The organism is Brevibacterium sp. W7.2 (assembly GCF_018137945.1).
GTDB classification, from domain to species: domain Bacteria; phylum Actinomycetota; class Actinomycetes; order Actinomycetales; family Brevibacteriaceae; genus Brevibacterium; species Brevibacterium sanguinis.
Window position 1 is genome coordinate 3,753,960 of the sequence record NZ_CP073089.1, and the last position, 12,913, is coordinate 3,766,872.

Genomic DNA, 12,913 nt, shown 5'->3' on the forward strand with positions numbered 1-12,913 from the left:
GCGGACACAGCAACAGACACCGCCACGACCGCGACCACCCCTGCCCCAGCCTCGGTGACGATGACGAAGGCACTCAACCAGGCCCTGCGCGATGCCCTGGCCGAGGACGAGAACGTCGTCGTCTACGGCGAGGACGTCGGCCGCCTCGGCGGGGTCTTCCGGGTCACGGAGGGCCTGCGGAAGGAATTCGGACCCGAACGCGTGTGGGACTCCCCGCTCGCGGAGTCGGGCATCGCCGGCACCGCGGTCGGCATGGCGATGGCGGGGATGCGCCCGGTCATCGAGATGCAGTTCGACGCGTACGCCTACCCCGCGTTCGAGCAGATCGTCTCCCACATCGCGAAGATGCGGAACCGGACGAAGGGCCGCGTCACCCTGCCGATCACGATCCGCATCCCGTACGCCGGTGACATCGGCGGCGTCGAGCACCACTCGGACTCCTCGGAGGCGTACTGGACGTCGACGCCGGGGCTCACCGTCGTCACCCCGTCGAATCCGGCCGACGCGTACTCGCTCCTGCGCGAGTCGATCGCCTCCGACGATCCCGTCATCTTCATGGAGCCGAAGTCCCGGTACTGGATGAAGGACACGCTCACCCTGCCGGTGACCACGGCTCCCATGAACCGCGCCGAGGTGGTCCGCGACGGCACCGACGTCACTTTGCTCGCGTACGGGCCGACCGTCCGCACGGCCCTCTCTGCTGCCGAGGCCGGAGCCGAGCACGGACTGTCCATCGAGGTCATCGACCTGCGCTCGCTCTCGCCGTTCGACGACGAGACCGTGTCCGCCTCGGTCCGCCGGACCGGCCGGGCCGTCGTCATCCATGAGGCCGCCCAGTTCGGCGGTTACGGCGCCGAGGTGGCCGCCCGGGTCACCGAACGCAACTTCACGCACCTCGCCGCCCCGATCCTCCGGGTCGCCGGCTTCGACGTGCCCTACCCGTCCCCGAAGCTCGAGGAGTACTACTTGCCGACCGCCGAACGCGTCCTCGACGCCCTCGAATCCTGGGACTGGGAGCTGTGATGAGTGCTGTGTCGACCACCGGAGCGCGCGACTTCATCCTCCCCGACCTCGGCGAGGGCCTCACCGAGGCGGAGCTCATCGGCTGGAAGGTCGCCGTCGGCGACACCGTCCACGTCGACCAGATGGTCGTCGAGGTCGAGTCCGCGAAGAGCGTCGTCGAACTCCCCTGCCCGTTCGCCGGCACGATCGTGGCACTCCACGCGAACGCCGGTGACACCGTCGAGGCCGGGCAGGCTCTGCTCTCCGTCGCCGAGGCGGGGGCCGCTGACACTGCGCCCGCGGGCGATGCCGGTTCCACCAGCGCTGCCGGCGCCGCGGACGAACTGCCGACCGACGATGCCGACCCCGTCGGCATCGAAGGCGGAGGGGCGAACCTCATCGGCTACGGGACGACCGCACCGAAGGCGCGCTCGGGGAAGAAGCGTTCATTCGGCGCGAAGGCGGCCAGCTCGCCTGCGGAGACACCGAGCGCACCGGCGCCGGCAGCTCAGTCGACCGATCCGGTTGAGCCGATTGAGCAACCCACCGCGCAGCCGGCAGACACTGCCACCACCTCGCCCGTGTCCTCGCCGATCGTGCGCAAACTCGCGAAGGACCACGGCATCAGCGCGAAGCACCTGCCGGGGACCGGGCCCGGTGGGGTCGTCACCAGGGCAGACGTCCTCGCCGCCGTCGATCGTCAGGGCACGACCGGCCTCCACGGCACTCCTGAGGGTCAAGGCACGACCGCCTCGGCGCCGGGACAGCCGCACACCGCGGCCACGACCGGAACCGCGATCCCGAGCACCGACCGCGACACCCGCACCCCGATCACGGGACTGCGGAAGGTCGTGTCCGAGCGGCTCTCCCAGTCGCGGAGGGAGATCCCCGAGGCGACGATCTGGCTCGACGTCGACGCGACCGAACTGCTGGCGACGAAGAAGGCGCTCGAAGCCCGCACGGGTGAGAAGTACTCTCTGCTCGCGCTCGTCGCGCGCTTCGTCATCGCCGGACTGAAGAAGTATCCGATCCTCAACTCCTCGATCGACACGGCCGCGAACGAGATCGTCACCCACGGCGACATCAACCTCGGGCTCGCCGCGCAGACGCCGCGCGGGCTCATGGTTCCCGTCGTCCACGGGGCCGGGGAGATGAGTCTGCGTCAGCTGCGTGATGAGATCGGCGAGACCGTGGGCAAGGCCTCGACGGGCAAGTTCGCGTCCTCGGAGCTGACCGGCGGGACGTTCACGCTCAACAATTACGGTGTCTTCGGCGTCGACGGGTCGGCCCCGATCATCAACCTGCCCGAGGTCGCGATGCTCGGGCTCGGTCGGATCAAGGACCGGCCGTGGGTCTCACACGGCGAGCTCACAGTGCGCAAGGTGATGTACCTCAGCTTCGTCTTCGACCATCGCGCGTGCGACGGCGCCGAGCCGAGCGAGTTCCTCACCTTCGTCGCCGACTGCATCGAGAACCCGATCTCCCTCCTCCCGGAGGTCTGAGGCCCCAGCAGTCTCACGCGCCACGCGCCGCTGCGTAACGGAAGTTCCGGACGCGGAGTGTCGATCTCAGTGACCCGAATCGACACTCCGCGTCCGGAACTTCGTCGTTCATGCCGTGCCTGAGGGCGGCAGTGCGAGGTGCGGCCAGGTTGCGAGGTCGGCGCGCAGCTGCCGGTCATGGGTGGCGACGACGATCGCCGAGGCGGTCGTGCCCAGAGCCTCGGTGAGGTCGTCGACGAGGAAGGCCGAGAGATGGTTCGTCGGCTCGTCGAGGAGGAGCAGATCGGGCTGCTCCGCCAGGCACAGCGCGAGCTGGAGGCGTCGCTGCTGACCCTGGGACAGCCGTCCGACCGGCGTCCTGGCTGCCGCCGAGTCGAGCAGGCCGAGACTCGCCAGCGACGGCGCGTCGTCGTTTCGCCCGCGTGCCCGACCATTCTCCCGTGCACTCCGGTCGATGTGTTCGGCGTAGATGCGGAACGCCGGCGTCGTCGCGTCCCAGTCGGGTGCCTCCTGGGTCAGCAGTGCGATCCGCGCCTCGGGATGCCGCGACACCACCCCGGTGCTCGGCGTGACCAGCCCGGCGAGCACTCCGAGCAGCGTCGACTTGCCCGCCCCGTTCGGACCGCTGAGCACGAGCCGGTCGCCGCCGTCGACGGCGATCGACACTGGCGCAGGCAGGCGTCGCTCGACGGTGATGTCCTCGGCGCTGAGGATCGGTGACCCGGCGCGCGTCCGCGACGCCGGCCAGGTAAGGCGCAGCGGGGGCTGCGGCACCGTCACCCGGTGGGACTCGAGCTCCTCGACTCGCCGATTGAACGCCTGGACGACACCGGCTGCCCGCGTCGCGCGCTGGTGCTTGCCGGTGCCCTTCGGCGGTCGCCACCCGGTGGAGAGGCGGCCCCGGGCATCCTCGGCGGCCTGCGTGAGACGGGAGTGCTCGGCCACCTCGGCGGCATAGTCGTGCTCCCAGCTCTCCCGGTCGCGCCGCACCCCGTCGACCCACCCCGCGTAGCCGCCGGCGTACATGCGGGGCCGTCCGTCCCGGCTGGGATCGAGGTCGAGGAACGTCGTGGCCACGTCGCGGAGCAGAGCCCGGTCGTGGCTGACGATCGCGATCCCGCCGGCATGGTCCCGAAGGCGGGTCGTCAGGTAGTCAAGGGCCGCGGCGTCGAGGTGGTTCGTCGGTTCGTCGAGGAGGAGCAGGTCCGTGGTCGACCCGAGCACCATGGCCAGGCGCACACGGTAGCGCTGCCCGACCGAGAGGCTGGCCAGGGTGCGGGTTCGGTCCGTCGTCGCGTGCAGCCCGGCCAGGGCGATGTCGATGCGCCGCTCGGCATCCCACGCGTCGAGGCCGGTCGCGAGGTCGAGGGCTGCGGCGTAGTCGTCCTCGGCCCCGGTCTCACCGCCGGCCAGCCTCGCGGTCGTCTCCTCGAGCGCCGCCAGCGCCGCGAGTTCGTCGCTGATGGACTCGGCGATGAGGTCGCCGACGGTCCGCTCCCCCACGACGTCGAGCTCCTGCTCGACGAGGGCGAGGGTTCCGGTGCGGGTGACCGTCCCCGCGTCGGGAGCGAGCGCACCGGCGAGAACGTGGAGCAGGGTCGTCTTCCCGCGCCCGTTCTCCCCGACGATGGCCAGCCGGGAGCCGGCGGAGAGCGTGACATCGACGCCGTCGAGGACCGGGCGGCCGCCGCGGTTGACGGTGAGGTTCTCAGCGCGGATGTGCGCGGCCGCGCCCGCGGGAAGGGTGATGTGTCGAAGTGGTGAAGTCAGTGGCATTGCAGTCTCTCAGCTCGTCATGGAGCCGGACAGCACAATGGGGCCGCCCGGCGATCGGCCTGGACGGCGAACGAGAGATCAGAGGGTTGAGAAGACCGGTCCCGCCGCCGTCAGCGGCGGTTCCACAGTTTCATCGAATCGATCATGGCACCCAGTCTACCAAGCGGCTCACGCCGGTCAGCGGTCCAGGTCACGCCGGACAGCGGTCCAGGTCACGCCGGTCAGCAGACCAGCTCACGCCCGGGCGGGCTCGGGACGGTTCTCGTGGGCGATGCCCGAGTGCTCGTCGCCGTTGCCGAACCGCAGCAGCCGCAGGGCGTTGAGGACGACGAGGAACGTCGATCCCTCATGGATGAACACGACCGGTCCCATCTGCAGCCCGAGCAGGCTTGCGGGGACGAGGAAGGCGACGATGACGAGGGAGGCGATGAGGTTCTGCCGGATGATCGCCGAGGAGGCCCGGCTCAGCCGGATGAGGAACGGGACCTTGCCGATGTCGTCGCTCATCAGGGCGACATCCGCGGTCTCGAGTGCGACAGCCGAGCTCGCGGCCCCCATCGCCACCCCCACCGAGGCGTTCGCCATGGCCGGGGCGTCGTTGACGCCGTCGCCGACCATCGCGGTGTCGCCCTGCGAGGCGAGTCGGCGGATCGTCGACACCTTGTCCTCGGGCATGAGGTCGCCGGCGGCGGTGTCGACGCCGACCTCGGAGCCGATCGCGTCGGCGACGCGCTGATTGTCCCCGGAGATCATCACGAGCTCATCGACGCCGGAGGTGCGCAGGGAGCTGATGACGGCCTTCGCCTCGGCGCGCGGGGCGTCCATGACGCCGAGGGCACCGAGGAACCGGCCGCCCCAGCGGACGACCATGATCGTCCGGCCCGCGTTCTGCAGCTGGGTGACGAGGCCCTCGATCTCCGGGGTGAGGTCGCCGGCGAACATGCGCAGGCTGCCGAGTTCGGCACGCTGCCCGGCGATCGTCGCCGTCACGCCCTGACCGGTGACCGATTCGACGTCGACGGCCTCGAGTCGGTCGGCGGCAGGCACCTGCGGGTCGAGGCCGGTGACGATCGCCGTGGCGAGGGGATGGTCGACGGAGGATTCTAGGGCGAGAGCGACGCGGGAGAGCTCGCCGGCCTCGACGCCCGCGGCGGGTCGGATGTCGGTGAGCCGCGGCAGTCCCCAGGTCAGCGTGCCGGTCTTGTCGAAGGCGATCGAGCGCACCTTCCCGAGCGTCTCGAGGGGTCCGCCGCCCTTGATGAGCAGCCCTGCCCGGGCCGCGCGGGCGACACCGGAGAGGACGGCGGCGGGGGTGGCGATGGCGAGCGCGCACGGGCTCGCGGCGACGAGGACGAGCATCGCGCGGTAGAAGCTGTCGGCGAACGTCTCGTCGAGGACGAACCAGCCGACCAAGAGGACGATGAGGACCATCGCGATGACGGCGGGAACGTACCAGCGCTGGAATCGGTCGATGAAGCGCTGGGTCGCGCTCTTCGTGTCGTCGGCTTCGCGGACCATCGTCACGACCCGGGAGAGCGTCGAGTCCGCGGAGACGGCGAGGACGACGACGTCGAGGGAGCCGGAGCCGTTGACGGTGCCGGCGAAGACCCGGGAGGCCGGGTCGATGCGCCCCGGGTTGTCGACGGCCTCGGTGCGGTCGGTGACCGGGGACTTCTCCGCGGGGATGCTCTCGCCGGTGATCGCCGACTGGTCGACGGCCGAGTTGCCGACGGCGACGAAGCCGTCGGCTGGGATGCGGGCATGAGGGCGCACGACGACGACATCGCCGATCTCGAGATCTTCGGTGGGCCGCTCCACGACGTCATCGCCGACGCGCACGAGCGCGGTGGCCGGGGCGAGCTCCGCGAGCGCCTCGATCGAGCGCTTGGCCCGACCCATCGCGTACTCTTCGAGGGCGTGACCGAGGGAGAAGAGGAAGAGGAGCACAGCGCCTTCGGCGAACCGCCCGACGCTGGCCGCGCCGATCGCGGCGACGAGCATGAGGAAGTCGACCTCGAACCGGCCGTGCCGCACGGAGTTGATCGCCGTGGCGAAGGTGAAGAACCCGCCGAAGAAGTACGTCGCGAGGAAGAGGGGGATGGCGATCTGGGTCAGGGGTGCGCCGGGGACGAAGTACTCGAAGATCGCTCCGGCGATGTAGGTGACACCGGAGGTGATCGCGAACCCGAGTTCCCAGGCGGGCCCGCCGAGGCGACCGTGACCGTGCCCATCATCGCCGGGTTTCGCACGCGACCGGTCGTTCGTCGCCGTGACAGCTGCCGACTCGTTCCGCTTCTCGTCCATACCCCAATCGTATGCACGTATATTTATATGTCAATATGTTTGCGGGAACTCTCAGTCGTCGAGGAGCGCTGCGGCGTACATCGGGCGGGCGGCGTCGGGGCTCGGCGGGTGGAATAGCCCGGCTGTCGCGTCGCGGTAGAGGCGGGAGGCCTCGTGGCTGTTGTCGAAGCCGCTGCCGCCGGTGCTCAGCAGGGCGGCCTCCGCGGTGCGGCGGGCCGCCTCGGCGGACTTGATCCTCGCGCCGACGAGACGCAGGGGCCAGCCGGCGCCGTGATCGACGAGGTCGTCGAAGTCGCGGGAGTACGCGTCGATCATCGCGGGCACCGTGAGGTAGTCGAGGTGGGCGTCGGCGAGTCGGGTGCGGGCCTCGGGGACCTCGGCGAACGTCGTCCCGGACTTCGCCGATCTCCGCGTCTTCAGCGCTGCCGCCCCGACCTCGAGGGCGCGTGCGGCGATGCCGGCGTAGACGGCGGCGATGAGGAGCTGGAAGTTGCTCGTGATCGCGAATGTGAGCAGGTCGGGGTGACGACCGGCGGGGATGACGCGCGAGACGCGGTCGGGGCGCATCGGCACGCGGTCGAGGATCGTCGCCCGCGACTGGGAGCCCCGCATGCCGAGGACGTCCCAGCGATCGGAGACGCTGATGCCCGGGGCGTCGCGGTCGATGAACCCGTAGACGAGTTCGCCCTCCGCCGGTTCGTCGCCGTCGGGACCGGCGATGCCGTCGTCGACCGGGGTGATCGCGCCGTGGACGATGAGCCGGGTCCACACGGGTGACAGCGAGGTGAAGATCTTCACCCCGGTGAGTTCGTAGCCGCCGTCGGGTGTCGGGACCGCCTCGGTGTTGGAACCCTGGAGCACCCAGTCGTTGCCCGGTTCGGAGATCCCGAACGCGAAGATCTCACCGGCCATGGCCTCGTCGAACACCCAGTTCAGCGAATCGTCGCCGCGATCGGCCAGGGCCTTGACGACGCCGGTGGTCATGAGGTGCATGTTGACGGCGAGCGCGGTCGCCGGTGCCGCCGCGGCGAGGCGCTGCTGGAGTCGGGCGACCTCGAAGAGGCTCAGCCCCGGTCCCCCGTGCGCGGTGGGGACGAAGAGCGTGAGGTAGCCGCGGGCCGCAAGCTCCTCGAGGTCCGCGTCGAAGAAGCCGTTCTCCCGGTCGGTGACGGCTGCGCGCTCCCGGAAGCGCTCGAGCATCTCCGCGGGCAGGAAGCGCTCGCCGAGTTCGGTGATGTGGGCTTCGCGATCGGTCATCGTCTCTCCTTGTTCTCTGGTCTCACAGTTGCGCTGATCTCGCGGTTGCGGCGGTCTCACGGTTGCGGCCGGCGCAGGATGATCGCGCCGTTGTGGCCGCCGAAGCCGAAGGACGTCGACAGCACGGTGTCGATCGGCGCCTCGTCGCCCACTGATCGTGCCTGGCCTGCGACGATGTCCCAGCCCTCGGCGTCGGGGTCGCCGAGGTTGAGCGTCGGCGGCAGGACCTGATCCCGCAGCGCGGCGATCGCGATGATCGCTTCGACGACTCCGGCGGCGCCGAGGAGGTGGCCGGTGCTCGACTTCGTCGCGCTGATCGGGATCGTGCGGGCGGTATCGCCGAGGGCGGCGTCGAAGGCGGCGAGTTCTGCCCGGTCGCCGGCTGGGGTGCCGGTGGCGTGGGCGTTGATGTGGTCGATGTCGGCCGGTTCGAGCCCGGCATCGGTCAGGGCCTCGCGCATCGCCGCTGCCGCACCGCGGCCGTCGGGGTGCGGGTTCGTCGGATGGTGGGCGTCGCTCGCGGCACCGAACCCGTCGAGCTCGGCGAGCACCGCGGCGCCGCGGGCGGCCGCGCTGTCGGCGGATTCGAGGAGGATCGCCGCAGCCCCCTGGCTCATGACGAAGCCCTTCCGGGCGGCGTCGAAGGGTCGGCTCGCCGCCCGCGGATCGTCCTCGTACCCGGCGGCGAGTGCCCGGAGGTTGGCGTTCGAGGCGAGGTTGACCGGTCCGAGGCAGTCCTCCATCCCGACGACGAGGACCGCGTCGGCGTACCCGTGGCGGATGCGCCGCATCGCCTCGCCGAGGCCGATCGCCCCGGACGCGCAGGTGGCCGACACGCCCTGTGCGGGACCGCGGAGTTCGAAGCGCTGACTGAGGAGGGCGGCCGCGGAATCGGGGGCGCCGTGGATGGCGAGGGTGAGGGGGACGCCGCGCGGGCCCGTCGCGTCGAGAGCGCGGGTGGCTGACTGCATGGCGTCGACGGGTCCGGATCCGGTGGCGGCGATGACGCCGACGCGCTCGCGGTCCCACGGCAGCGCGGCGGCGGGGTCGGGGATGCCGGCCTGTGCCAGCGCCTGGTCGCCGGCGGCGATCGCCCAGTGCTGGACCGGGCTGAGACGACGGGCGAGCGCTCGCGGGAGGACCGCCTCGGCGTCGAAGTCCGTGATCTGCCCGCCGATGCGCACGGCGAGGTCGGCGAACTCCTCTCCGACGAGGACGTCGATCGCGCTGCGCCCGGCGCGGACCGCGTCCCAGAGGCTCTCGGGGTCGAGTCCGCCCGGGGTGATCGCGCCCATGCCGGTGATGACGGCGCGGCGGTCACCGCTCACTGTCGCCGCCTCACAGTCTGCGTCCCTGTCCGTTCACGATGAGGTCAACGGTTTCCGTGCGTCGAATCTTCCCGCCGACCGTGCGCGGCAGTCGATCGAGGACGTAGAACCGCCGCGGCACGAACTGCGGTGCGAGCTGGGTCCGCCCGTGTGCGAGGAGGGCCGCCTTGTCCGGGACGTCCGACATCGACTCCGGTGTCGACGTGGGCATCGACGTCGACTGGTCGCCGCGGTCCTCGATGACGAGGGCGACGACGGTGCCGAGGTTCGCGTCGGGGAGGGCGATGGCGACGACCTCGCCGAGGTGGGGCACAGTGCCGTACGCCCGTTCGACCTCGGGGAGGGAGACCTTGTGGCCTCCGGTGATCGCGATGTCCCCGGCCCGTCCGGCGAGCTGGAGGAGACCGCCGTCCATTCGCCCCTGATCGTGGACGGTGGCCCAGCCGTCGGGGCCGCGGAGGACCTCGGTGCTCGTGCCGGTGACGTAGCCCTCGGAGCATGCGGCGGCGAGGATCCACAGCGTCCCGAGCTCACCGTCGGGCACGGGGGAACCGGAGTCGTCGCGGATCTGTGCGCCGATCGTCGGATAGATCGTGATCCACGTGCCGTCGCCGGCGCGGGAGTCTCCGATGAATCCGATCTCCGCGGCCCCGTAATAGCTGATGAGACGGGTGTCGGGAAGGACCTCGCCGAGGCGGTCGCGGATGACCGCGGGCAGGTTCGCTCCCCCGGTGACGACGAGGTCGAGACCGGCGAAGCGTGCGGGGTCACGGTCGGCCGCCTCGGCGAGCGCCCGGATGATCGCGGGCACCGCGACGATCCGGGTGATCTTCTCCTCGGCGATGCGCCGGCCCATGGCTGCGGGGTCGAACTCGTCGGCGACGTGGATGGTGCCGCCGGTCGCGAGGCTCTCGATGACGGCGTAGAGGGTGAGGCTGTAGGACACGGGTCCGGGTGCGAGCGTCGCGACGCCCGGCAGCGGTTCGAGGTGGGCGGCGGAGACGGCGACGTTCGCGCGGTACTGCTCCCGGGTCTTGATGAACGCCTTCGGGTTGCTCGTCGTGCCCGAGGAGAAGAGCATGAGGAAGGGCTCCGCGGGCGCGCGGACGCTCGGGGCGGGAAGGCCGGGGTCGGATCGGCGGGCGGTGACGGCGGACTCGAAGGCGGCCGCGGAGATGACGGTGCCGGTCCACGCGGAGGCGGCGAGCGCCTCGGCGAGGGCGGGTGAGTCGCTGATGACGACGCCGATACCGGTGGCCTGGATGATCCCGACCTGGTGGCTCAGCGGCCAGCGGGGGTCGATCGTCGCGGAGACCGCGCGGAAGCCGGCGAGCCCGGCGACGATGCGGGCGGTGAGGAACGCCGAGGTGTGGCTGACGGCCGTGATCGGCACGCCCGCGGTCTCCGGGGCCGGTGTCGGCGGGGCGGGTTGGGCGCGGTGGAGGGCGTCGACGGCGGCGAAGACGGCACGGGAGTCGGCGACGAGCTCGGCATAGGTGAGCCGGTCGTCCCCGCCGACGATCGCGGGCCTGTCGGGATGGGACGCCGCGGTGGCGAGGATGCTCGCGGTGATGGGCACGGGGACCCTCAGGCCGCGTGGCTGCGGGCGCTGATGTCCGGGGCCTTGGCGGGGGTCGGGTCCGTGGAGACGGTCTTCGGGGCGCCGACCATGATCTCGGCGTCGGGGGTCGGAACGATCATCCCGAGCGGGTCGGTCAGTCCCGCCTCGGCGTAGAGCCGGGTGACACGGGAGCGCAGGGCGCGCATGATGAAGATCGCGGCGATGGGGATGAGGACGATGACGATCACCGAGGTGACGCCGACGGTCAGGGAGATCGAGTCGGCGACGCCGTACATCGGGAGGCCGAAGAGCCCGAAGATCACGCCGAGGATCGCGAGTGCGCCGAGCCAGACGAAGACCATGGTCACGCGGCTCCACACGGTGTCGAAGCGGCTGAGCTCCTCGTCGAGGGCGACGATCTCGGAGAGTTCGGGGCGGCGGTCGGCGGGGATCCGCCGGAACACCTGTTCGCCTGCGTCCGTGCCGTTCGACCACTGTCGGATGACCTGGCCGTTGCCGGTGATGTGCCACCGTGATGTCCACTGCTCCGTCATAGTGCGCAGTCTAAAGGGTGGAGATGAGCGGGAAACTCAGGGCGCCGCCCCGAGCCTCGGGAGGACTCCCGGACCCGGCGCGACGCCCGTGCGGTGATCGGTGCGCGACCGATCAGGCTGAGTTCACCAGCAGATCACTCGGCGACGTAGTACATGCGCTTGTTGACGAACTCGTCCATGCCGTAGGGGCCGAGCTCGCGGCCGAAGCCCGAGCGCTTGGTGCCGCCGAACGGGATCTCCGCACCCTCACCGGCCGGGGTGTTGACGTTCGACATGCCGACGTCGAGGCGCTGTGCGATCTTCGCGGCGCGCTCCTCGTCCTTCGAGAACACGGCCCCGCCGAGGCCGAAGTCCGTGTCGTTGGCGAGGTTGAGGGCGTCGTCGTCGCTCGAGACCTTGTAGACGGTCGCGACGGGACCGAAGAGCTCCTCGCGGTACGCGTCCATCTGCTCGGTGACGTTGGTGAGCACGGCAGGGGTGATGTAGGCCGAACCGTCGTCGGCGAGTTCACCGCCGACGAGCGTCGCGCCCTGCTCGACGGCGCGATCGAGCTGCTTGCGCAGGTTCTCCGCGGCGGCGCGCGAGGACAGCGGCGAGTATCCGCCTTCGATCGGATCGGAGGGGTTCGACTTCTGCGAGCTCTGCGCGCGCTCGGTGAGGCCGGCGACGAAGTCGTCGTAGATGTCGTCCATGACGATCATGCGCTTGTTCGCATTGCAGACCTGACCGGTGTTGTAGAGGCGGGTGCCCCACGCGGTGTCGACGGCCTCGTCGAGGTTGTCGGTGTCGAGGATGATGTAGGGATCCGAACCGCCGAGCTCGAGGACGGCCTTCTTGAGGTACTTGCCGGCGAGCGCACCGACGATCGAACCGGCCCGCTCCGAACCGGTCAGGGACACACCCTGCGTGCGCCGGTCGGCGATGATCGTCTCGATCTGGTCGTGCGAGGCGTAGACGGTGTTGTAGACGCCCTTGGGCACACCGGCGTCGTCCATGATCTGCTGGATTGCGGCGGCCGAGCGGGGGCAGATCTCCGCGTGCTTGAGGATGATCGTGTTGCCGAGCACGAGGTTCGGGGCCGCGAAGCGCGCCACCTGGTAGTACGGGAAGTTCCACGGCATGATGCCGAGGAGCACGCCGACGGGGCGGCGCTGGATGAACGCCTTGCCGCCGGAGAACGACTTGATCTCCTCGTCCTTGGAGAACTCGGGTCCGTTGTCGGCGTAGTAGTTGAAGATCGCCTCGGAGAACTCGGCCTCCTCGACGCCCTCGGGGATGGGCTTGCCCATCTCCTCGGCGATGATCTTCGCGAGCTCCTCCTTGCGCTCACCGAAGAGGTCGGCGACCTTGTTGACGATCGCGGCGCGCTCCTCGATGGTCTTCTCACGCCAGGAGAGGTAGGCCTCGGCAGCGTCGTCGATGACCTGGCCGATCTGCTCGTCCGTCGCGGTGTCGAACCGCTCGATGATCTCACCGGTGGCGGGGTTCTCGACCCGGTAGCCGGTGGCGGCACTGACTGAATTGCTCATATCGGACTCCTTTGACTCGCGGTGCCCTGGGTGGGCTCCGGTGACGCGAATGCATGCCACTGCACCGTCTGTGGCGACGGATCGCGCATGCCTGCCTCTC

9 protein-coding genes are annotated in these 12,913 nt (G+C 70.4%); 2 read left to right on the top strand and 7 right to left on the bottom strand.

Translation table 11 applies throughout. The features are described 5' to 3' along the window. Window positions 1–60 precede the first annotated feature (60 nt). On the top strand, window positions 61–1,023 hold the full coding sequence (locus tag J9315_RS16895) for an alpha-ketoacid dehydrogenase subunit beta (RefSeq protein ID WP_211979358.1): 963 nt from the start codon (window positions 61–63) through the stop codon (window positions 1,021–1,023). Then, window positions 1,023–2,504 (top strand): dihydrolipoamide acetyltransferase family protein, encoded by a 1,482-nt coding sequence (locus J9315_RS16900; protein ID WP_211978454.1) that lies wholly within the window; start codon window positions 1,023–1,025, stop codon window positions 2,502–2,504. Before J9315_RS16895 ends, J9315_RS16900 begins: the two co-directional genes overlap by 1 nt. 108 nt (window positions 2,505–2,612) lie before the next feature. Here the strand turns inward: J9315_RS16900 and J9315_RS16905 are convergent, their stop codons facing one another. The 7 genes from J9315_RS16905 to J9315_RS16935 all read right to left on the bottom strand — a co-directional run bounded on the left by J9315_RS16905 (window position 2,613) and on the right by J9315_RS16935 (window position 12,813). Then, entirely contained in the window at window positions 2,613–4,280 is a 1,668-nt protein-coding gene (locus tag J9315_RS16905) for an ABC-F family ATP-binding cassette domain-containing protein (RefSeq protein ID WP_211978455.1), read from the bottom strand. 234 nt (window positions 4,281–4,514) lie between these two features. After that, a complete protein-coding gene (locus tag J9315_RS16910) occupies window positions 4,515–6,584 on the bottom strand; it encodes a heavy metal translocating P-type ATPase (RefSeq protein WP_211978456.1) in 2,070 nt (689 codons plus the stop codon). 51 nt (window positions 6,585–6,635) lie between these two features. Further along, on the bottom strand, window positions 6,636–7,841 hold the full coding sequence (locus J9315_RS16915; protein WP_211978457.1) for an acyl-CoA dehydrogenase family protein: 1,206 nt from the start codon (window positions 7,839–7,841) through the stop codon (window positions 6,636–6,638). Window positions 7,842–7,897: 56 nt separating this feature from the next. After that, entirely contained in the window at window positions 7,898–9,169 is a 1,272-nt protein-coding gene (locus J9315_RS16920; protein WP_211978458.1) for a beta-ketoacyl-[acyl-carrier-protein] synthase family protein, read from the bottom strand. 10 nt (window positions 9,170–9,179) lie between these two features. Then, entirely contained in the window at window positions 9,180–10,748 is a 1,569-nt protein-coding gene (locus J9315_RS16925; protein WP_211978459.1) for a class I adenylate-forming enzyme family protein, read from the bottom strand. 8 nt (window positions 10,749–10,756) lie between these two features. Then, entirely contained in the window at window positions 10,757–11,284 is a 528-nt protein-coding gene (locus J9315_RS16930; protein ID WP_211978460.1) for a hypothetical protein, read from the bottom strand. A gap of 134 nt (window positions 11,285–11,418) precedes the next feature. Further along, on the bottom strand, window positions 11,419–12,813 hold the full coding sequence (locus J9315_RS16935; RefSeq protein WP_211978461.1) for an NAD-dependent succinate-semialdehyde dehydrogenase: 1,395 nt from the start codon (window positions 12,811–12,813) through the stop codon (window positions 11,419–11,421). Between the last annotated feature and the right edge of the window lie 100 nt (window positions 12,814–12,913).